Origin of the sequence: Aliivibrio fischeri, assembly GCF_009727955.1 — a bacterium.
Classification (GTDB): Bacteria; Pseudomonadota; Gammaproteobacteria; order Enterobacterales; family Vibrionaceae; genus Aliivibrio; species Aliivibrio fischeri_A.
On record NZ_WOBR01000011.1, the window covers coordinates 102,905 to 125,158 of the forward strand.

Genomic DNA, 22,254 nt, shown 5'->3' on the forward strand with positions numbered 1-22,254 from the left:
TTTTATGATGTTTATGCGTAAGTTTTTCGTTTTTTGCTCATTAGTTTGTGCATCATATACGTCTTTTGCAAATTCAGTGGATTGGTTTAATGAGCAATCTGCATTGTATACTGCGCATAAGCAATTTTTAGAAGGGCATGCAAGAAAAGGCTTTGCTACTTCGATAGAAGTTTTACAGAACTCGGTTAATGAGAATATCACCAATAATATTGATAAATTACTTAGCTCTGCAATTTCAGTAAATTGTGGTCGAGATTTATCAAATAAAGTGATACCTAACTGGTTAAAATCAGTGAGTGTGCAACGTGTTATTATTCAGAGTCCGGGAAGATTACACCATCGATTGATTGTTAAGTTTGACACAAAAAAGCCTATATCAAGTCTTTCATTTATTAAATGGCCACAAGAAGAACAATTAACTAATCCGTCTATCAAAATAACACCAACACAAGATGAAAGAATTACGCAATACACTTATGCTAGTGAGTCTTTGAATAATCGAATTCAAAATGGATTGTATAAGCTGATAATTATTGCGGATGATAAAGAAAAAACACAATGGGAATCATGGGTTGTTTTAACTACACCAAAAACAGAAATGCAAGTGGCGTGGTTAGGCAAAGATAAATGGAAAACGACACAAACAGGTTTACTTAAATCTAATTGCCCATTACCAGAAATGGCTGTTGGTATTTATGACCATCAAGATAATGAGTATATAAAGTTATGGGAACAGAAGTACGAAGAGAAATTTCCTAAATTATTACCTTCGACAAATGTGTTACCAGGCAGCTATATTTTAAGTGTGTCGTTTAATCATAAAAGATTTCAAGGACCGATTTCCATCCAAGAAATTCAGGCAATAACCAAAGTAATGAATTTTGGTTCAGATGAAAATACAGAGAGTAAATAATGTTAGATTTACCAACATTAACCCATGAAGAACAGCAACAAGCAGTAGAGAAAATCCAAGAACTGATGCGTCAAGGCGTTGGTAGTGGAGAAGCCATCAAAATCATTTCAGACCAAATTAGAGCTGAAATTGCAGAAAAAGAGAAAAACAACTCTAACTAATTACTATTTTAAAGCCGAGCTAACCCCTCGGCTTTTTTGTATGTATTTATCTTTAAGTTAAATTAAAAAAAGACATCACTGCTATCAATATTTTGGTTTATTTCATTAAAGTTAACTTTTTCTATGTCGATAAATAGGGAAGAGATTTTTTTAATGGGTTAATCAAATGAAACAGTGGATAAAAATTGGCTTACTTTCGTGTGCGACGGTAGCTTCTTCTCAAGTATCAGCAACAAATTTCAGCGTTGATGGTCGAATTGATGCTATGGGTGGCGCTGGTACTGCAGCCGCTGACTATCTTACTGGTGTTTTTTATAACCCTGCATTAGTTGCTATCTATAGTCGTAAAGATGATGCGGGTCTTTTGTTACCAAGTGCCGGTCTTCAAGTCATGGATCAAGGCGGTATGGTTGATGATGTTGACCAGGTTCAGAAAGGTTTTAGTAAACTTGCTAATAGCGATCTTTCAGGCGCAGCTGATATTGAAAACGGTCTAAGAAATTTAAATGGTGATGCTCTGAGCTTTAGTATGGGAGCTGGGATGGCTGTTGCAATTCCTAACCGTTATTTATCAATGGCATTTTATGGCAAAACCTCTGTTGAGGGTATTACCTTACCTGATGTTGATGCGCTTGGTTTACCGGCGGATCCATCGAAACCACTTCAACTTGCAGATACTACAGCGGTAGGTACCGTCGCTTTAGGCTTAGCTGAGGCTGGTGTCGCTTTTGCTGGTTACACTAATTTCTTAGGGCAAAACATCACCATTGGTGTAACACCAAAAATTCAAAGTTACTTAACGTATACCTATGTAGAAGCTGTAAACAATTTTGACTTTAAAGACTTTGATAAAAACAAAACAACAGATAATTCATTCAACGTAGATGTTGGTGCGGTTTGGTTTTACGGACCTTGGCGTTTTGCTGCCGCGGGTAAAAACCTAATTAAGAATGAAATTGAAACCAAAGAGATTACGGTTAATTTTGCAAACTCTCAAGGTGGTGGTTCACACGGTAGCAAATCATATAAATATAATTACGAACTTACCCCGACTTACACTGCGGGTGTAGCATTTATGACAAACTACTTTATTGTTACTGCTGATTTAGACTTAAACGAACAAGAACGTTTTGTTGGCTTAGATGATAATGTTCAAATGTTCAGAGCGGGTGCAGAAATCGATTTATTGTACCAAATTCAGCTGCGTGGTGGTTTTAAAAAGGATCTTGCTGGAACGTATGATGATGCATTTACCGCAGGTATTGGTTTCTCTCCATTAAACATGTTCCATTTTGACTTAGCGGCGATCTATTCAGTCGATTCGACGTACGGTGTATCCGTTAACATGGCTTACGAATACTAGATAAAATGCCTTTTTAGTAGAAAAAAGAGTAACCGCTTGTAATAATAGCGGTTACCTTACTTTAAAAAGATACAGATTATGACTCAAAAAGCAAAAATCGGCATTGTAACCGTAAGTGATCGTGCAAGTGTTGGTATTTATGAAGACATTTCAGGGCCAGCAATCATCGAAACACTAAATGATTATCTAACATCTGAATGGGAACCTGTGTATGTGGTTATCCCTGATGAACAAGATGTGATCGAAAAAACATTGATTGAATTAGCAGATGAAAAGAACTGCTGCTTAGTTGTGACGACAGGTGGAACAGGCCCAGCCAAGCGTGATGTGACTCCTGAAGCAACAGAAGCTGTATGTGATCGTATGATGCCTGGTTTTGGTGAGCTAATGCGTGCTGAATCATTAAAGTTTGTGCCAACAGCTATTTTATCTCGTCAAACGGCGGGTTTGCGTAAAGACTCATTAATTGTAAACCTTCCTGGAAAACCAAAATCAATTCGCGAATGCTTAGATGCAGTTTTCCCTGCAATTCCATACTGTATCGATCTAATGGAAGGTCCATTTCTTGAATGTAATGAAGAAGTGATTAAACCATTTAGACCAAAAGCAAAATAATTCATAAAAAGCCAACGTAAAAGTTGGCTTTTTAACATCCTTTTTCTTTCCTTAATTTCTTTAGAGCCTTCTTCTCTTTTAATCTCTCTTTATATTCCTTTCCCTCACTAAAGCTGAGCAATTTATTAACATGTGTTAGTGTTCTATTTAGTGTCTCACAACGTTTTGGTTGATGTTCTTTGTAATATTTTTGAACTGATTTTGCCGATGATGGATAAGAGCATAAAACAGCTAAAAAGATAATGAGAGTGCGCATACGATCGCCTTATAAAATAAGAACTAGTATATAAGAAAGCGATGTAAAGTAAGTTTACATGTCAAAAATTTCGAATGAGAATAAGCATTCAAGTTATGAATGGTAACTGACAAAGCTATAAGTGTTACTTAGATCACTTTGTCAGCGATTTGTTTGTAATTGCTGAACCGTACAGAGTATTTTTAGTTATACTCACCAAATACGATTAAGTTATACCTATTAATAATTTAATTAATACAACTGTATATTCGTTTAAACATCTTGGTTTTTTAAATAATTAAATTGGTTTATGAGGAGAGTCAACGCGGATGAAGTGGATAGAAAATGCATCATTGCGCCAGCGCTTATCTTTACCAATAATCATATTTGCACTTAGTTTATTCGTTATGTTTCATGGCTATAACTACATAAGCACTTATAAAACAGAAAAAGATAATTTAATTAATCGTATTAAGATTTTATCAATAGGGGTTAGTTTGAACCTAAAACCGGCCTTAATTTTAGATGATAAAGAAACTGCCAATAAAATTTTAGATGCGTTCAGTGCTGATGACGCGATATTACAGGCGGTTGTTATAGACAGTGATGGTCAGATATTTATTGAATATAAAAACACGACCGAATCATCACACGCCCCTAATGCTGAATTAAAACAAAAAATATTAACTGACGGGTATGCTATTGGTGATCATTTCATTTATGTAACTATTCCGTTTGTTTTAAATCCACAAGAAACTGCACAAATGAATCTGATTGTTTCAAAAAATATTCTAAATGAAACTCGAGATACCGCATTAAAGATGTTTATTTTTATGCTTCTATTTTTTGTTATTTGTGGTTACTTCATCATTTGTAAAATACAAAAATGGGTTATTACGCCTGTTAGTAGCTTAAATCATGCAATGCAAGGGATAATTACAAGAGGTGTGTTTGATGAACGTCCGCAGGTTGTAACACATGATGAGCTGGGTGATTTAACTGCTTCGTTTAATAAAATGACAAGTAAACTTGAAGAGCGTCAAAAGCAATTAAGTTACGTATTAAAAAAAGTGGAACATGAGAGAGATTTTGGAGAGCAAATTATCACGGCCGTCCAACATGCGCTTTTTGTTATCGATAAAAAAGGTCTTATTATTTTAAGTAATGAAGCATCGAAAGTGATGTTCCCTAGTTTATCGATCAATTTACTTGAAAATTGTAATTTGTTGGATGTAATACAGCCAAGTAATGAACAAGATTTATTCGAGATCATTGATAACCGTAAAGAAGTGGATGATTTACTTATTCAAACATGTGATAGCAAGACATTACAAATCACATCAAGAGTGTTATCGAATCAAAATCAAGTATTACTTTCAATGGTTGATGTGACTGAAGCATTGAGGAGTCGTACTCAACAGAAGTTGGCAGCAAATGTATTCAAAAATAGCCAAGACGGTGTGTTGATATACGATGCGGATGGAAAGTTAACACTGATGAATCCCGCATTTACCGACATCTTTGGTTATCAAATGAGTGAGTTAAGTAAAATTCCAATGCTGACTTTATTCGATGGAAAACACTTTACGACATCAACAAATTTAATTACAGAATCAATTCAACGCTTCGGACAATGGCATGGTGAGGTTTTAGAAAAAGATAAATTTGGTGCCGAACTTCCTTTGTATGTTAAGGCAAGTAAGATCATTGATAATGAACAATATGGCCAAAATAGTTATATCTTTATATTTACTAACTTATCTGATGTTAAAGAAAAAGAGAGGCTGGATCACTTAGCACATCATGACGTATTAACCGGTTTACCTAATAGAGCAAAATTTTATCAAGCAGCGAATGATACGATATTGCTGAAAGAAGGGAGCATAGGGAAGATGGGACTTTGCTACCTTGATCTTGATGGCTTTAAACAAATTAACGACACTTATGGCCATGATGCGGGTGATGAAGTATTAAGAGTGGTTGCAAAGCGTTTAGAACATGCAGTCAGGGCTAATGATTTGGCATCGCGTTTAGCTGGTGATGAATTTGTATTATTTATTAATCCGGTTGCAAATAGAGAGCAATTGATTGAGTTAGCCGATAGAGTTATTTATTCGATACAAGCACCAATTTCATATAAAGGCACTTTATTGTCGGTTAATGTCAGTATAGGGATTACAGTCGCAGATTATAATGACGGCAAAGATGTTGATGCATTGTTAAAAGAATCAGACAAAGCCATGTATGAGGCGAAATTAACAGGCAAGGGAAAGTATATGTTTCACAAAACTTGACAAAAGTTTTACAAAATTGAGTTATATCTATTTAACTAATGTCATATGATGTTATATTAATCAGGTCTTTTAATTTTTAACACAAAATAAGGTAAGTTTAATGGAAATTTTATTATTGGTTGCATTTGTTATCGCTGGTGCAATTATGGTAAAGAAAGAAAAAGCAGAGCAATCTAAATAATATAGATATCCCTTTTTATAAAACAATTTTGTATCTATATTAAACCAAGATAAATCAAGCGTTTATCTTGGTTTTTTTATATTCCAATGGAGTTAATCCAATGATTTACTGCGATTGGTATTATAGTTCCAAAAACATATCAACAACACCGTCACTCATTTGAATGTCTACTGAGAAACCTAGATGTTGTGCAAGCCCAATCATTCCGCGATTTGCAGGCATTGTCATTCCTGTCATCACTTTAATACCAATACTTTGGCAATAGCGAATAATTTTTTCCATTAAGATCTTTCCTAATCCTAAACCTTTTAAGTCTGATCTCACTAATACTGCAAATTCAGTGTTTGTATGATTAGGATCAGAAAGAGCGCGAACAACAGCAATAATAATTTCTTCGCCATCTACTTGTTTGGTAGCAACAAATGCCATCTCTCGGTCGTAATCAATCTGCGTAAAATTGGCAAGTGCTTCGTGATTAAACTCACCAACTTCTGAGAAGAAACGTTTATATAAATCATCATAGGATACTTGGGAAATAAAAGAAGCATGTTTGGGTTCATCTTCAGGAAGAATGGGGCGTAGTAAAACAGAGCTGCCATCTTTTAGTTGTGCGAATTCCTCTAATTCATTTGGGTAAGGTCTTATTGCTAATCGCTTATGAATATCACCGTTAAAGTGTTGTACTTTCATCGAAGAATCTATAATCGTGAGCTCCATACCAGAAACAAGAAGTGGATGAATATCAAGTTCAACAATCTCAGGACAATCAAGTATCATTTGTGACAAGCGAACGAGAAAAGCGCTCAAATCAAATATACTCATTTTGTTAGGGGAGTTGCGGTTATGAATTATATTTTCTTTAATCGCATGTTTAATTAGGTTTTCAGCCAATGCCATATTCAAAGGTGGCAAAGCTACCGCTGCATTATTATTAAGATCCCACTCTGATCCACCTTCACCCAATAAGATCACAGGGCCAAAGACGGGATCTTGGCAGACCTTGATTCTTAATTCCTGTGATCCAGCTCTTGCCGCCATCTTTTGAACACTTAACCCTGAGATTCGTGCGGATGGATAGCTTAATGAGACTCGGTCGAGTATTGATTGCGCAGCGGTTATTACTTCTTCATTGGTGTTTAAGTTTAATACGACACCTTGTATATCCGATTTATGTGGGATATCTGGTGATCGCAGTTTTACAGCAACAGGGTAGCCGATCTTATCTGCGACATAGCCGGTTTCAACGGGATCTTCAGTTATCCATGTATCTAATGTTTTAAAGCCATAGCAAGAGTAAAGGGCTTGGGTTTCATGTGTATCCAGTTCGGTTAAGTTATGTGTAACGCAATTTTCTAACCACTCACGAGCCATTTGTGCGTCATGTTTACTAATATGACCTGATGAGACTGGTGTTTCGATTAATAAACCTTGGTTTCTATGATATTCAACCAGATGCAAAAATGCAGACACAGAACTTTCAGGAGTTCTATATGTTGGTATTCCGGCTTGTGTAAAGAGTAATCGAGCTTCTTTAGAAGAGGTTTCACCTGACCAGTTCGTCAATATTGTAAATTTGGCTTTGCGTTTATGATTTTGAATCAAATGTATTAATTTTTCAGCGGTTCGTGTTGCGTTTGAAACCGCTGATGGACTGTGCATAATCAATATTGCATCACAATCTTCACTGTCTAATAATGCACTTACCGCATCACAATATCGGGTATCATTTGCATCACCACCTATATCTATCGGATTCGAGTGAGACCAATTATGTGGAAGTTTTTCATTTAAGGCGTTAATCAAGGGGTCACTAAATTCGGCAAGCTTCCCACCTTGTTGCATTAGACTATCAACGGCCATAATAGCTGGGCCGCCACCATTGGTCACAATTGCTAATCGATGACCTCTAAATGGGATAGGGTGTGCAAGTGTTTCTACTGCAGCAAAGAGCTCATGTGTATTAGACACCCTAAGCATTCCAGCTCGTCTGATTGCAGAATCATAAACGGCATCTAAGCTTAATTGGCCATTGGTATGTAATTGAGCAGCTTTACTTCCAGCGACAGAACGCCCACTTTTAACCACTAATATACGACGATTACGAGCTGCCGCACGGGCGGCAGACATGAATTGACGGGCATCTTTAATTGAATCTATATAGAGAAGAATGGCTTCTGTTTTTGAATCGGTACAAAGGGTATCGAGCAGTTCACTGAAATCAATATCAAGCCCATCACCTAGTGAAACAAAAGCTGAAAACCCAATGTTTTTTTCATTTGCCCAATCTAAAATTGTCGTACATACAGCAGCTGATTGAGATATAAAAGCAATGTTTCCTTTGTTGGCGTTGATAGGTGAAAATGATGCGTTTAAATTAATCCACGGAAGAATAATCCCTAAACTATTAGGACCTAAGATCCGCATATTATATTTGGTGGCAATACGCTTGGCTTCATAAGGTAAAGGTTCACCGATTCCATTACAGTATAAATTCATATCTGATGATAAGATAATGGCGCAACGAACGCCTTTTTCTCCAAGTTCTTCAAGAATTGAGACGTTCTTTTTTGCTTCTGTACATAGAATGGCAAAATCAGGTGTAATAGGTAATTCAGAAATTTGTTTATATGCCAAGATGCCACAAACAGATTTATAACTTGGGTGAACAGGCATTATTGGCCCATTAAAACCACCTTCTAATAAGTTACGCATTACAATATGTCCTGCTCTATCAGGGTGTATGGAAGCACCAATCACAGCGATGGATTCGGGGCGCAGTAATTGTTTTAAATCTGGCATATAAACGTCCTTTATTCCTTTATATAAGAATAAGATAGCTGAGTAGTATAGATTTGACGCGATTGAAAGCAAATAAACGAAGACCAGCGCACAAAATAACTAAAAAAATCAAGTATTGAGCACAAAGATATGAGTAATTTAGTACTTCATTAGCTAAAGACTTGATTGTATTTACCATCGGGTGCAGAATTACGGTAACAGCATGACTATTATTGTGAATTAAAATGAAAAGAATCATTCCTATTACGTTAACCGCACTGCTAGCAGGATGTACAAGCAGTTCGTATACCACAAACATTACTACTGATTCATCTGAAGAGGTGTATCAAGTTTCTCAGCCGATTGAGCAAGAAGAAACCACTTTTGAAGAAACAGAGGTTGTTGCTGTATCTGAAGCTGAAAAACCTGTTGTTAAACTGACTCCAGAAGAAACAGCAGCACCAGAAGCAAGCGATGCTGCTGTTAAGATTTTACCGCCAACGGAAAAGCAACAAGACATGCATAACCGTTATGGTTACACACTACAAATTTTAGCGTTAAGTCGCAAAACAGATCTGTCGACTTATGCTGCAAAATTATCTGGTGAGCAACCTGTTTGGATGAACCGTAAAACAGTAAATAATATGCCTTGGTATACAATTTTATACGGTGATTACGCAACGCCAGCAGAAGCTCGTGCTGCAATCAAACAACTTCCTGCTGACATTCAAGCGTACGGCCCGTTTGTAAGAAGTATTAATAGCATTAAACAATCAGATAACCCTGAATTACATAAGTTAAATTAATCATAATCGGTGCATCTAAATATGCACCGATTGCTTTTTATAGTGAAAATTATGACTCATATTCTTTTACTTTGTGGCGGTGGCGGCACTGAACACGAAGTTTCATTAGTTTCTTCAAAATATATCTCTCAACAACTCTCTGAACTTGATGCATTTGAAATTACGCATCTTGAGATCAAAGACGAAGGTTGGTTTCATATTGAATCTGGTTTGAAGTACGAATTACGTTCAGACAAAACATTATTTAATGGTGAGACAGTTAGCTCTCGAGTAGATTATGTTGTTCCGTGTATTCATGGTTACCCCGGTGAAACCGGCGATATTCAATCTATGTTAGATATGCTTAGCATTCCATATTTAGGATGTGATGCAGAATCAAGTACAAATAGCTTCAATAAGATCACATCTAAACTTTGGTATGATGCGCTTGGTATCCCAAATACACCGTACTTATTCTTAACTGAGAATAATGAAGAAACTCATCAGTCAGCACTAGCTGCATTTAAGCAATGGGGCGGGCTATTTGTAAAAGCTGCATGTCAGGGGTCTTCAGTTGGTTGTTACAAGGTAACGTCAGAAGCTGAATTATCAAAAGCGATTAATGATGCATTTGGTTATTCACAACAAGTGCTTGTTGAAAAAGCGGTTAAACCTCGTGAACTTGAAGTTGCAGCATACGAAATTGATGGCCAACTATTTACGACGGCTCCAGGTGAAGTAACGGCACCTGATGGTGCTTTTTATACGTATGACGAAAAATACGGCAGCGGTAGCCATTCAACGACATCTTTAGATGCACAGAATCTTACAGAAGAACAAGTTAAGATGATCGATCAATACAGCCGTAAAGTATTCACTCAAATGAAACTTAAAGACCTTTCTCGTATTGATTTCTTCCTAACGGATGATAATGAAATTTACTTAAATGAAGTGAATACGTTCCCAGGAATGACGCCAATTTCAATGTTTCCTAAGTTGTTAGAACATAATGGCGATTGCTTCAAAACTTTCTTGCAAAAAGCAGTGCTTAACGCAATTAAGTAAGTTGGTTAGATTTAAATAAAAAGCCTGATAATTCAGGCTTTTTTTGTTTTAAATAAGGACTTTTGTTTTTCAGAACGTTCAGTATTACCAATGTATTGGTTTGGCATTGCAGGACTTACCCAACGTCCCATCTCTTGTATTTCATGAATAGAATAACCTCGTTGCGAGAGCTCCTTCGTTGCTCCAACACGTGCAGATAAACCTGAAAAGTTTACATCATGATTCAATAATTCATTTGCTCGGCGAAATATACGGTATATGGAAGAATCGTTTAAACCATTAATCGCCACATTTTGATGTCTGTCTATAGCTCTAAATAAATGACCATCATGAATATTGGAATGTTGAAGCCAGTTAGAAAGTAGCTCAGTTGTTTCCTCTGAAATAGCGTAATAATTTTGGTGGATTTGTACCAAACAAGAATTTGTTTCGTCATTAAAACAAATATCGTCAAGTTGTAAGTCTCTGAGTTCGCCGCGCTTTAGTAGAAGTTCAAACATTAAATGCCAGATAGCCAGATCTCGAATGTCTTTAAGTTCAACAGAATTAATTAAATGGTGTTTGAGTTCTTTAAGCATGTCAGAAGTGATACCTTCCGTTTGCTTGTTGTCATTTACTTTATCAACACGTATTTTTCCTAGTGCTGACTTTACGTGAATGGATTGTGTTGGATCTTTATATTCAAATGCAGTATGAATATGAGAGATAGAAATTAACGCGCGTTTAATTGACGCCAGTTTTTTCTTTTTTGCCTGTTTTTCTATAAAGATACGTATTGCTGTTGTAGAGGCGGGTAGAGCAATAACGTTATGCAGCTGACAAAACTCGACAAAATTATTCCAATCATTTTTAAAAGAAATAAGGCTGTTTTGAGAATATGATTTCTTTAAACATGTCGCCAATGTTTCAGTATCTAATTGTGTTGATAGAAAGTGATTTTTATCCATCCTGATGCACCATAACTTATAATTTTTATTAATATAACACAGTTTCATATTTGAGGTAAGATCACGAAAAACAAAGAATTAACTAGCATTTAGTACTGATTTATTTAACCCTTAACTTATGTTGAAACACGAAGAGAAAACTATGAAGAAGACATTATACAAAGGATTCTTTATTGAGAACAAAACAGGTATTCCGGATGACTGGAAGGTTTTGATAAGAACTCATGTGTTACACGGTCACTTAAGTGCGGTTAAAAAAAGTATTGATTGGTGGAATGAAGCTGGCACGATTATCGATCCAAAAGAATTTGGAGACATGGGTGAATCAGCGCTTAATGAAAAGCGTAGTCAATTTAAATCCGAAGAATATAAAGGATTTACCATTAAGAATGATACAGGTGAACCTAAGACTTGGTACTGCTTATATCAAGGTAAATTAGCAAAAGGCTCGTTAACAGCAATTAAAAGCTTTTTGGATAAACATGAAAAATAAATTACAATCTTAATATCTTTAAAAAATCCGAGATTAATTATGTCTTTAGTATATTCAACAGATGTTGGTCGAATCAAACAAGAAGAACCAAAAGCAGAACGCCCAAAAGGCGACGGCATTGTTCGCATTCAACGTGAAACCAAAGGTCGTAAAGGCAAAGGTGTTTGCGTTGTAACAGGTTTGGATATGGAAGATACTCAGCTTAAGTTACTTGCAGCTCAGCTAAAAAAAGTATGTGGCTGTGGCGGCTCTGTAAAAGATGGCGATATTGAAATTCAAGGTGATAACCGCGAAAAGATTAAAGACTTTCTAACTAAACAAGGCCACACAGTTAAATTAGCTGGTGGCTAATAGAACGTTGTTAGAGTTAAGCTAATAATCAAACGATGAATACGAAGTATTATTGAATGATTATTAGCTATTTTATGGTAAATAGCCTTATGGTTAAATACGTCGAGAAGCAATTAAGAACAAAGGGGGAGAATTCGCAATAAGATATTATCCATTACTAAACCCTATTTAACATAAGATATATAATGCGCACTGTGGTGTTTAGTTTTTAAAGGGCACTTTATAGCTTCTACCATTGTTCAAGCACTTAATCTCATGATTCTCTAACCTTCGTATTATGTACCAACCTTCACATAATTTAAAAATTGGCGTGATTATTTTGTAGCTTCTTCCAATACTAATTAAGCAACAATAATCATCCGTACGTAAATTTCTGTGAGGTATACAAATGAAAAAATTACTTTTTACAATGCTGTTATTGATGTTTTCTAGTTATTCTTTTAGTGAACAAGAATCTGTGACTGTTCCCACTCAAGGGCTTAGTACTATTTCACCAACGCTAACAGAGCCAATTGAAATTCCTTCCTGTTTAAAACAAGGCAAGGAAAATTTACAAGGATTTGAACGTTCAAAAAAACTGAGCATATGTCAGATGAAGAATTTTCAAGATCATGCAGTCTTTGGCCATGTGAACTCTGTTGCTATGCTGCATGTACTGGGTGTTAGTTAGCTAGTTGCTAAGAGCCAGTGTCGTACTGGCTCTATTTTATATTGAAATAATTTTAGTGGTGATCTCCACAATCTGAGTCATGAAACAGATTAAAATGTGGCATAGATATATCCATTCCATGGCCTAGATGTCCATTAAATGCGTAAGCGGTTCCAACTGATAATGCAAAAACGGCAGCAATTATTACGATTATTTTTTTCATTATTTATTCCTTTTTTATGCAGATTTGACGTTTCATATTCATTATCCACGGTATTTTTCTGCATAAAAACGTATTTACTTTGCTTTACATAAAAATGAGATTTTTTACCAACAATGCCCATTTTTAACCGCTTTTACCCATCTGGTTCACCTAATTGAAAACCACTGTTTACGTATAGGATACTTAAACGAAAAGAAATGAGAAAAATTACAGTATTCTCACCGCAATCCTTTTTCTTGTGGTATAAACTTGCCATAATATAAACATCACTAAACAAACAGGCACTATTTTATGAGCATTGCAAAAACTCTATTAACTCGTTGCGATTCTAAATGTGAACTATGTGGTTCAACTAACTCACTAGCTCCATTTGCAGTTCCGCCTAAAACAGATATCACGGTTGATAACTGTGTAATGATTTGTGATACATGTACAGCACAAATCGAAGACGCTGATAAAATGGATGTTAACCACTGGCGTTGTCTAAACGACTCTATGTGGAGCCAAGTACCGACTGTTCAAGTTATTTCTTACGTTCTTTTAAGCAAACTTGCTTCTGAATCTTGGGCTCAAGATGCGCTAGATATGATGTACGTTGAAGAAGACGTTAAAGAATGGGCCGAGAAAGCTCTTCTTTCTGACGGTGAAAAACCACGTGATGTTAACGGCGTTGAACTTAAAAAAGGTGACGACGTAACAGTAATTAAAGACTTACCAGTTAAAGGTACTAACCAAGTAATCAAACAAGGTACAGTTATTCGTGGTATCAGCCTTGGTGACGATCCTCGTTTAGTTTCTGGTAAAGCTAACGGCGGTCAATCTATGTATGTAATCGCTGAGTTCTGTCGTAAAAAGTAATTGATTAATTATTAAAATGACATAAAAAAAGACGCGAATATGCGTCTTTTTTTATGTCTGTATATTATTGAAATAGCTAATCCCTACTCCATTCGTACACGTCACTCTGACCTTTTCCTTTAAAAAAATTAGAATGTTGCTGTATAAACTGATCTTTTTTTAATTCATCAATTGGCCATTCAGAAAAGTTTTCTTTTAGTTCAAATTTATCGGATTTGATTTGAAGTGATGTAAGTTGGTTTGCGGTGCGTCTAAACAGATAACCTTGACCATTCTTTTCACATTGGAAATTAATTTGTTGTTGCGGGGTTTGATTGAACTTTAGCGCAGCAGGTAAAAGTGATCCAGATACACACGAGTCTTCATACGTCACTATGATTTCTAATTTGTTGGTATAAGTAATGTTTACCACAGTAGTAAGTTTTGAACTGGTATCCACACGTCTGAATAACAGCTGCTTAGTGTCTTTAGTGCGTGTGGTTTGAATTCCATTAGAAAACGGTTCGTAGTACATCCATGACCATTCCCAGTCCATGTCTCTTGATACGTAATTAAGTTGAGTTGATGAGTGTTGCCATAAAGCAAATAAAACAGCACAGGCACTTAAAATGAGTGCAACAGAGAAAGCTTTAAAAAAAGAAGAGACTGAAAACATGATGATACTGATTAATGAACGGTTTTGAGAGTTTATCATATGGAAGATATAGGAACTAATTTATTCACTAAAGTGCATGAATACTCAAAATGTTTTGTATAACCCCGGTAGTTTTTTTAACCAATTGAATTTTTATGTCTATTAATTTATTACAGATAAAAAAAGCCGAGACATAATATCTCGGCTTATCGACTTTATCAGATTAGCATATTAGATATGTTTGCTGATTTCCACACAACTTTCTTTAGCATCACCGAAAAGCATTTCAGTGTTTTCTTTAAAGAATAGTGGGTTTTGAACACCCGCATAACCTGTGTTCATAGAACGTTTGAATACGATTACGTTTTTCGCATTCCACACTTCTAGAACTGGCATACCAGCGATTGGGCTGTTTGGATCTTCCATTGCTGCAGGGTTAACGGTATCGTTAGCACCAATAACTAGAACGGTATCTGTTTCAGATAAGTCATCGTTGATCTCATCCATTTCTAAAACGATATCGTAAGGTACTTTAGCTTCTGCAAGAAGAACGTTCATGTGACCCGGTAAACGACCCGCAACTGGGTGGATACCAAAACGGACTTCAACACCTTGAGCACGAAGTTTTTCAGTGATTTCGTGAACTGGGTATTGAGCTTGAGCTACTGCCATGCCGTATCCTGGAGTGATAACTACAGACTTAGAGTTTTTAAGCATTTCTGCTACTTCTTCAGCTGTTGTTTCACGATGCTCGCCCTGCTCTTCATCACCAGATGAAGCAACAACGTCTTGACCGAAACCACCAGCAATTACGCTGATGAAAGAACGGTTCATTGCTTTACACATGATGTAAGACAGAATTGCACCTGATGAACCTACTAATGCACCAGTAACAATCAGTAGATCGTTTGATAGCATGAAACCTGCTGCTGCTGCTGCCCAACCAGAGTACGAGTTAAGCATTGAAACAACAACTGGCATATCTGCACCACCGATTGAAGCAACCAAGTGATAACCGAATGCAAATGCGATCAATGTTACTAGAATAAGTGCGAACATACTGCCTTCAACACTTACAAAGTGGTAAAGAAGACCAGCTGAAGCAACTAATGCTAGTAAGTTCAGTTTATGACGGTGAGGTAATTGAAGTGCAGATGAATTAATCACTCCGCGTAGCTTACCGAATGCAACTAAAGAACCTGTGAAAGTCACCGCACCAATGAAGACGCCTAAGAACACTTCTACAAGGTGGATATTTAGCATTGCACCAACAAGAACACCGTGATCGATGTAACTGTTGTAACCAACAAGAACCGCAGCCATACCTACGAAGCTGTGAAGAATTGCCACAAGTTCTGGCATTTCAGTCATTTCAACTTTTTTCGCATAGTAAAGACCAATTGCGCCACCCATAGCCATTGCTACGATGATCCAACCTGTCCCTGTTGAATCAGGACCAAAGATAGTCGCGATAAGTGCGATAGCCATACCAGTAATACCGTAGTAGTTACCGCTACGAGCTGTTTCTTGTTTAGACAGACCGGCTAAACTCATGATAAATAGAACGGCAGATACAATATACGCTGCTTGAACTAATCCTGCTGACATTGTCCTACTCCTTATTTATCTTTACGGAACATTTCAAGCATACGCTTGGTTACAGCGAAACCGCCAAATATATTAATACTTGCGATAAGAACTGCGATAAATGCTAAAAATGAAACGACACCATTACCCTGACCCACTTGCAGTAATGCACCTACAATGATGATACCTGAGATAGCGTTCGTTACTGACATTAGTGGTGTATGAAGTGAGTGACTCACGTTCCATACTACATAATAACCAACTACACACGCTAATACGAATACCGTAAAGTGTGCTAAGAATGCAGCAGGAGCTACAGATGCAACCCAACCAAATGCAGCAATACCTGCACCGATCATTGCGAACTTCTTAACTGGTGATGTTGGCTCTTCAACTTTTGGCTCAACCTTAGCTTTTGGCGCTGCTTTCGCTTGTGGTTGTGCTGACACTTGAATTGGTGGCGCAGGCCAAGTTACTTCACCTTCTTTAACAACGGTTACACCGCGAAGAACAACGTCCTCAAAATCGATGTTGATGTTGCCATCTTTTTCTTTACATAACAGTTTTAGAAGGTTTACTAGGTTTGTGCCGTATAGCTGAGATGATTGAGTTGGTAGACGACCAACCATATCAGTATAACCAACGATCTTAACGCCGTTTTCTGTTACGAAAACTTCGTCTTTTACTGTGTATTCACAGTTACCACCGTTCGCTGCCGCTAAATCGACAATAACACTGCCCGCTTTCATGCTATCAACCATTTCTTTGGTAATTAGCTTCGGCGCTGGACGCCCTGGGATTAATGCTGTTGTAATGATGATATCAACGTCTTTAGCTTGAGCTGCATATAGCTCTTCTGCTTTTTTGTTGAATTCATCAGACATTTCTTTAGCGTAGCCATCACCTGAGCCAGAGTTTTCTTTGAAATCAACTTCAAGGAATTCTGCACCCATTGATTGCACTTGTTCTTTTACTTCTGGACGAACGTCAAATGCACGAACGATTGCACCAAGGCTACCAGCAGCACCGATAGCGGCAAGACCCGCAACACCAGCACCAGCAACAAGTACTTTAGCTGGTGGAACTTTACCAGCGGCAGTTATTTGACCTGTAAAGAAGCGGCCAAACTCATGTGCAGCTTCAACTACAGCACGGTAACCAGCAATGTTTGCCATTGAACTTAGGGCATCAAGCGCTTGAGCACGAGAAATACGAGGAACCGAATCCATAGCAAGAACGTTAATGTTCTTTGTCGCTAACTTTGCTAGTAGTTCTTCATTTTGTGCTGGCCAAATAAAGCTGATTAAGCTTGCGCCATCTTGAATTAAATCGAACTCATCAACGCCCGTTGCTTCATTTACTTGAGGTGCATTTACTTTCAGAATCAGTTCTGATTTCCATACATCATCAGTTGAAACAACGGTTGCGCCAGCTTGTTCAAAAGCTGAATCATCAAAGCTCGCTAAGATACCAGCGTTCGATTCTACAGCAACTGTAAAACCAAGCTTGATAAGCTGCTCAACCGTTTTAGGTGTTGCAGCAACACGGGTTTCACCCGCGAAGACTTCTCTAGGTACACCAATTTGCATAGTAATTCCTTGACTATTGGCATGAATTTGTCAGTTAGTTTTATCCAAGCTAACCGATTAATTCAAGTGTTTTGTAATAAAATGACATATTTTCATTACTTAAAATTTTATACGACCTTATTCTCACCGCTATTTAGTAAAAAAACAACATTTTGGTGACAAAAAAGAGGTCAAACCACTAATTGTTACTTATTGATTTTCAAGAATAAGTCGAAAAAACAATCAAATTGTTTATTTTTTAATATCAATCTAGTTACATTATTTAAATAATGAATCACCAAGTTGATCGATCAGTACTTTTGCTTTACTTACCATGAGTTCATCGGCGTTGACTTTTGATGAGATAACATCAGAACGAATAAAGCGATGTTCTTTTAATTCGCCATTGATTTCTTTGGTGAGTTTTCCAGCAATTCGAAATTGCGAACCGTCTGGTTCTGAATTTGGATAGATAAGAAAGGTTTTGTACTCAATTGGTTCAACACTAGGCCGTGTTGTGTTGGATGAGCCAAATAAACGTGAAAAAAGCCCCATTTCATTTTCCTTTTTGAAATAAGGCTTATTATACATCAGTGCGCTAATTATTAAGTAGATCTGCTCTAATAAACTGAGATCATTCTTTTTCGAAAAGCTCAGAAATTGGTGTAATTCTGATTTCTATACGACGGTTCTTTTTACGCCCTTCTGCATTTATGTTGGTAGCAATTGGCTCTGATTCGCCAAAACCATAGGTATTGATTCGATTTCCATCAACCCCATTTTCTTCTAGTAACGCCAGAACAGAATCAGCACGTTTATTGGAGAGAGACATATTGAATTTTTTGCTGCCACGGCTATCAGTATGACCTGCAATAAAAACTTCTGACTCTGGTTTATCATTCAGTAATTTAGCTAACTGTGATAGTACAAGTTTGCTCTCATTTTTAATTTCTGTACTGCCTGAATCGAAGCTCTTATCACCATTTAGTAAAATGATAATTTCTTCATTCGTTTGAGCAACACTGCCAATATCTTCCGTAACAAATTGCTGTAGCTGTTCATTGTGATAATCAACAAATGACGCAACGGTTGGTGTTTCTGCAATATCTGCCATTTCATCATCTGATGTGCTCTGGCACCCCATTAATAAACTTGCTGATATGATAATTCCAAGTAGCTGTTTTTTCATTATAAGTATCCCTAGTCCAAACTAAGAACAATTTATCAAACTTCTTATACAGTTACTCACTCAGTAAAAATGAAATCGAGTCACTTCATTTACTTTTGAAATTATGATGTTACTCAGTATCACCTTTGAGATTGTTTTTATTTCGAGTAATGAAAAATAGAAAAGCATAAAGGATACACAGTGCGTACAGACCACCTAAATTCGTTAATACTCCGCTTAATCCTGCCCCTTGCTGATTCAGTTTTAAAAATCCGTTAATGGCAAAGCCACTAGGCAATAGATGCATGATATCGGTAATAATACTTGGTACCATTTCTGCTGGCCAAATAAAGCCTGCACTAAATACAATTGGCATGGAACTAAACAAAACAAGTAATAAAATACTTTCAGAGGTTGGAAGTATCTTACCAAGAAATAAGCCAAGTAAAATCACAGATGATATGAATGGCACCAATAAAACAAGCAGTTCTAATGGCGTACCAAATCGACTGATAGAATAAAAATCAAAGAAATAACCAAAATACAAACACGCTAATAATAGTTCGGTAAATAGGAATATTCCAAACCTAACGATCAGATGCGTTGCTGTATTTTCATTAGCTGATGATTGTTTTTGTCTTACCCCTACAGCCATTAATAAGGTTTGCTGAAGGATAAGCACAAATACTGCGGGAACAACATATTGTACATAACCCATGTAATGGTTAAATACGGGAATGTAATTGGATTGGAAAGGTCTAAATGAATGAACTGCAGCATTCATCGGTGTACCATCTATAGCCAAGTGAGCAACTCGGTATTCAGCAGAAATAGTTCCACCGGCTGTCATTAACCCTTCCACGATGGTACCGTAAATCAAGAAATAAGAGGCATCGCCTGCGTAACCAACGGTTGGTGCTTCGCCTAACTGTAATTTTTTTGAAAATTCAGATGGAATGACAAGAAACCCAGTAATATCGTTATTTAAAAATTGGTTTTTGGCTTGGTTAATACTGTTTGCTTGCTCAACCACATTGACTTGTTGTGAGGTATTTACCATGCGAATAAATTTTCTACTTAACTCAGATTTATCCAGATCCACCACCGAGATCTTTTGCTCTTCAGGGCTTTGATGTTGATATGGCAATGGATATAAAAACGCATAGAAAAGTACGCCACCAATCATTGCTAATACAATCGTAGTGTTACTGAATATGGCTTTTGCTTCTTTTTGAATAAGTAGAAATAGCGACATAATTTATTTCTTTAGCTTAAGAGAAAGTAATAACAAAGGAAGAGTAAATAAAGTAAGTATTCCAATGTTAGGAAATGCACTAACTAAAGAATCTCCGTAATTTGATAATTCAATTTGAGCTCGAACAAAATGGCTTGCTGGCAAAATAGAATGCCAAAACGTTGCTAATGAATTCATATCAGTTACGGGAAATGTCACTCCTAAAAATGCAAAACTAGGTGCTGTATAAGCGCCAGAAATGCTCATTGCTTTTACAATGTCATTAGTACCATAACCGATGGCAATGCCCAAACTGATGCAAGCAAAGCTCATCAAACTCATGTTTAAAATAAATGCAGTGATTGAACCATTAAACGGAAATCCAATGACACCGTATAAAAAATAAAACAGTACAGCCCCTAGCATCATCGCTATGCAAAAATAAACTAAGGTAAAGTTGAATATACTTAGGCGTTCTTGCTTATCAAACCACTCACGAAGCGAGTCACATCCTGTTCGTACAGATTCGTTTTGCATCGCCCAAAGCATGCCAACAATAACCGCCATTTGCCAAATAGCAGGTAAGATGGCAGAAACAAGGAATTGATTATAATTACTACCAAGGTTAAACAGTGGCGTAACTTGCACCTTAATTGGAACGGCTGAATTAATAGCCTGAGTCCATGTGGTTTCTTTAATGCTTAATTGTTTAATTACTGACAGTTTTGCTTGTGCTGTCATGTCTGTTTGCATTAATGCTGAGTTTATTTGCTTAGCGATAAGAATGAACTGACCGTTATAAAAGCCTGTTATTTTCGGGCTTTTACCAAGCATTACGTCTTTCTCAAAATCACGAGGGATAATAATATAGCCATAATTATCACCTCTAGTTAATGCGAGGTTGGCTTTTTCTTTATTTGGTTGAATACTTTTAACTGAAAGTGTTGGCGTGGCATCGTAATCACGGATCATCATTCTAGATAAATGAGATTGATCGAGATCGACGACATCAATGGGTAATTCTCTAACGACATTTGAAGAGAATATCCACCAAATCACAAGCGAGATCAGTAGCGGTAAAACAAAAGTCACCGCCATAACCCAAGGGCTTGTAAAGTATGAACGCCAATATGTTTTCATTGATATCATCGTATTCTGCACTTGATTCTTATTTACTTTCAACCGTAACAATGGCACTCATGCCAACTCGAAGATCTGTAATTGGATTTACTGGATGCGCCTCTATCTCAAAAGTTTTAAGATCAAAACCTTGGCTGTTATCTGTTGCACGCCATGTGGCGTAATCACCTAAAACAGAAATATGGGTAATTTTGAATTCTTCCGTTTTATCAAGTGCTGGAAGGTATACATTTAAAATGTCACCTTTTACATAATTTTTAAGCTTATCTTCACGAACATGGAAAAGCGCCCATGCTTCTTTCATATCAATAACACTAACAACAGGAAAGCCTTGTGGCGCTATTTCACCTGCATTTAATAGAACTTGTGAAACTTCACCTTGATACCAACTGTCGATTTTTGTATCTGCGACATAGGCTTCCACTTCAGCAACCGACCCCATGGCCATTTTTACTTTTTCGTTAGCTGCACGCTTGGTCTCAGTACGAGCCCCCTCTTTAGCCATTTGGTACATTTGGTATGCAGCACTTTCTGTGTATTTGGCTGCTTGCCATTGCGTATAGGTTTCATCTTTTTTCTGCTCAGCTACAACACCATCTTTATATAGGTTATTTACACGAGCATAGGTTTTTTCAAGTAATTGACTTGCCGCTTTTGCTTTACGCCATTGATCTTTTGCTGCGGCAACTTGTTGAGTTCTTGCACCTTGTTCAGCTTCTTCTGCTAATGCACTTGCAGCTGCTTCACCGGCTTTTGCTTGTGCTAATTTAGCTTCAATTTCAGGGCTGTAAAGTGAAAATACCGCTTGGCCTTTTTCAATCATATCGCCCTTTTTAACGTAAATGTTTTCAATACGTCCAGGGACTTTGGATGAAATATTGTATTGTTCAGCTTCAATTTGACCTTGAAGTAATTCAGGACGAGGTTGATATGCGGCCCAAAAGCTGTAGCCAATCCATCCAATAACAACCGATAAAGTAACAATGCTAATAATTTTTTTTGAGTTACTCAT

Annotated in this window: 23 protein-coding genes; 11 read left to right on the plus strand and 12 right to left on the minus strand. The window is 36.9% G+C overall.

Annotation, left to right across the window (positions count from 1 at the left end):
* Positions 1–4: 4 nt before the first annotated feature.
* From GNP81_RS16030 to mog, 4 genes are all read left to right on the plus strand, one after another.
* Positions 5–913: a DUF2861 family protein gene (locus GNP81_RS16030; RefSeq protein ID WP_155672776.1), complete on the plus strand. Its 909-nt coding sequence runs from the start codon at positions 5–7 to the stop codon at positions 911–913.
* Positions 910–1,074: a YoaH family protein gene (locus GNP81_RS16035; RefSeq protein WP_176694937.1), complete on the plus strand. Its 165-nt coding sequence runs from the start codon at positions 910–912 to the stop codon at positions 1,072–1,074. Before GNP81_RS16030 ends, GNP81_RS16035 begins: the two co-directional genes overlap by 4 nt.
* A 166-nt stretch (positions 1,075–1,240) precedes the next feature.
* On the plus strand, positions 1,241–2,437 hold the full coding sequence (locus GNP81_RS16040; protein ID WP_155672777.1) for a conjugal transfer protein TraF: 1,197 nt from the start codon (positions 1,241–1,243) through the stop codon (positions 2,435–2,437).
* A 78-nt stretch (positions 2,438–2,515) separates the two neighbouring features.
* Complete coding sequence (gene mog, locus GNP81_RS16045; protein WP_005422732.1) at positions 2,516–3,052, plus strand: molybdopterin adenylyltransferase; 537 nt, start codon at positions 2,516–2,518, stop codon at positions 3,050–3,052.
* 31 nt (positions 3,053–3,083) lie between these two features.
* On the opposite strand, the gene GNP81_RS16050 is transcribed toward mog, so the two are convergent.
* On the minus strand, positions 3,084–3,308 hold the full coding sequence (locus GNP81_RS16050; RefSeq protein ID WP_155672778.1) for a hypothetical protein: 225 nt from the start codon (positions 3,306–3,308) through the stop codon (positions 3,084–3,086).
* 308 nt (positions 3,309–3,616) lie between these two features.
* Between GNP81_RS16050 and GNP81_RS16055 the strand changes: the two genes are divergently transcribed.
* Complete coding sequence (locus tag GNP81_RS16055) at positions 3,617–5,581, plus strand: diguanylate cyclase domain-containing protein (RefSeq protein WP_155674351.1); 1,965 nt, start codon at positions 3,617–3,619, stop codon at positions 5,579–5,581.
* A gap of 301 nt (positions 5,582–5,882) precedes the next feature.
* On the opposite strand, the gene GNP81_RS16060 is transcribed toward GNP81_RS16055, so the two are convergent.
* Complete coding sequence (locus GNP81_RS16060; protein ID WP_155672780.1) at positions 5,883–8,561, minus strand: bifunctional acetate--CoA ligase family protein/GNAT family N-acetyltransferase; 2,679 nt, start codon at positions 8,559–8,561, stop codon at positions 5,883–5,885.
* A gap of 224 nt (positions 8,562–8,785) precedes the next feature.
* On the opposite strand from GNP81_RS16060, the gene GNP81_RS16065 reads away from it, so the two are divergent.
* Both GNP81_RS16065 and GNP81_RS16070 read left to right on the plus strand, forming a co-directional pair.
* Positions 8,786–9,346 (plus strand): SPOR domain-containing protein, encoded by a 561-nt coding sequence (locus GNP81_RS16065; RefSeq protein WP_155672781.1) that lies wholly within the window; start codon positions 8,786–8,788, stop codon positions 9,344–9,346.
* Between the two features lie 51 nt (positions 9,347–9,397).
* Positions 9,398–10,390, plus strand: a complete 993-nt coding sequence (locus GNP81_RS16070; RefSeq protein ID WP_155674350.1) for a D-alanine--D-alanine ligase — start codon at positions 9,398–9,400, stop codon at positions 10,388–10,390.
* 32 nt (positions 10,391–10,422) lie between these two features.
* Here the strand turns inward: GNP81_RS16070 and GNP81_RS16075 are convergent, their stop codons facing one another.
* Positions 10,423–11,337 (minus strand): tyrosine-type recombinase/integrase, encoded by a 915-nt coding sequence (locus tag GNP81_RS16075; RefSeq protein WP_155674349.1) that lies wholly within the window; start codon positions 11,335–11,337, stop codon positions 10,423–10,425.
* A gap of 142 nt (positions 11,338–11,479) precedes the next feature.
* Between GNP81_RS16075 and GNP81_RS16080 the strand changes: the two genes are divergently transcribed.
* The 3 genes from GNP81_RS16080 to GNP81_RS16090 all read left to right on the plus strand — a co-directional run bounded on the left by GNP81_RS16080 (position 11,480) and on the right by GNP81_RS16090 (position 12,851).
* Positions 11,480–11,830 carry a DUF3319 domain-containing protein gene (locus GNP81_RS16080; RefSeq protein WP_155672784.1) on the plus strand — a complete coding sequence of 117 codons (351 nt, stop codon included), beginning with the start codon at positions 11,480–11,482 and terminating at the stop codon, positions 11,828–11,830.
* A gap of 39 nt (positions 11,831–11,869) precedes the next feature.
* Positions 11,870–12,181: a stress response translation initiation inhibitor YciH gene (gene yciH, locus GNP81_RS16085; RefSeq protein WP_005422748.1), complete on the plus strand. Its 312-nt coding sequence runs from the start codon at positions 11,870–11,872 to the stop codon at positions 12,179–12,181.
* Positions 12,182–12,569: 388 nt separating this feature from the next.
* Positions 12,570–12,851: a hypothetical protein gene (locus tag GNP81_RS16090; RefSeq protein ID WP_236798271.1), complete on the plus strand. Its 282-nt coding sequence runs from the start codon at positions 12,570–12,572 to the stop codon at positions 12,849–12,851.
* 52 nt (positions 12,852–12,903) lie between these two features.
* On the opposite strand, the gene GNP81_RS16095 is transcribed toward GNP81_RS16090, so the two are convergent.
* Positions 12,904–13,053 (minus strand): hypothetical protein, encoded by a 150-nt coding sequence (locus GNP81_RS16095; RefSeq protein WP_011263433.1) that lies wholly within the window; start codon positions 13,051–13,053, stop codon positions 12,904–12,906.
* Positions 13,054–13,344: 291 nt separating this feature from the next.
* On the opposite strand from GNP81_RS16095, the gene GNP81_RS16100 reads away from it, so the two are divergent.
* The gene (locus tag GNP81_RS16100) at positions 13,345–13,911 is read left to right on the plus strand and encodes a PhnA domain-containing protein (protein WP_005422752.1); all 567 of its coding nucleotides are present in this window, start codon (positions 13,345–13,347) and stop codon (positions 13,909–13,911) included.
* Between the two features lie 76 nt (positions 13,912–13,987).
* Here the strand turns inward: GNP81_RS16100 and GNP81_RS16105 are convergent, their stop codons facing one another.
* The 8 genes from GNP81_RS16105 to GNP81_RS16140 form a co-directional block, all read right to left on the minus strand.
* Positions 13,988–14,566 carry a hypothetical protein gene (locus GNP81_RS16105; protein ID WP_155674348.1) on the minus strand — a complete coding sequence of 193 codons (579 nt, stop codon included), beginning with the start codon at positions 14,564–14,566 and terminating at the stop codon, positions 13,988–13,990.
* A gap of 210 nt (positions 14,567–14,776) precedes the next feature.
* Positions 14,777–16,153 (minus strand): Re/Si-specific NAD(P)(+) transhydrogenase subunit beta, encoded by a 1,377-nt coding sequence (pntB, locus tag GNP81_RS16110; protein WP_155672785.1) that lies wholly within the window; start codon positions 16,151–16,153, stop codon positions 14,777–14,779.
* Positions 16,154–16,164: 11 nt separating this feature from the next.
* A complete protein-coding gene (gene pntA, locus GNP81_RS16115) occupies positions 16,165–17,721 on the minus strand; it encodes a Re/Si-specific NAD(P)(+) transhydrogenase subunit alpha (protein ID WP_155656619.1) in 1,557 nt (518 codons plus the stop codon).
* Positions 17,722–17,979: 258 nt separating this feature from the next.
* Positions 17,980–18,255 (minus strand): HlyU family transcriptional regulator, encoded by a 276-nt coding sequence (locus tag GNP81_RS16120; RefSeq protein WP_155674347.1) that lies wholly within the window; start codon positions 18,253–18,255, stop codon positions 17,980–17,982.
* 79 nt (positions 18,256–18,334) lie between these two features.
* On the minus strand, positions 18,335–18,889 hold the full coding sequence (locus GNP81_RS16125) for an OmpA family protein (RefSeq protein WP_155674346.1): 555 nt from the start codon (positions 18,887–18,889) through the stop codon (positions 18,335–18,337).
* A gap of 109 nt (positions 18,890–18,998) precedes the next feature.
* Positions 18,999–20,123, minus strand: coding sequence for an ABC transporter permease (locus tag GNP81_RS16130; protein ID WP_155674345.1), 1,125 nt, complete (start codon positions 20,121–20,123; stop codon positions 18,999–19,001).
* 3 nt (positions 20,124–20,126) lie between these two features.
* Positions 20,127–21,242, minus strand: a complete 1,116-nt coding sequence (locus tag GNP81_RS16135; RefSeq protein ID WP_236798269.1) for an ABC transporter permease — start codon at positions 21,240–21,242, stop codon at positions 20,127–20,129.
* A gap of 28 nt (positions 21,243–21,270) precedes the next feature.
* A complete protein-coding gene (locus GNP81_RS16140; RefSeq protein ID WP_155674343.1) occupies positions 21,271–22,254 on the minus strand; it encodes an HlyD family secretion protein in 984 nt (327 codons plus the stop codon).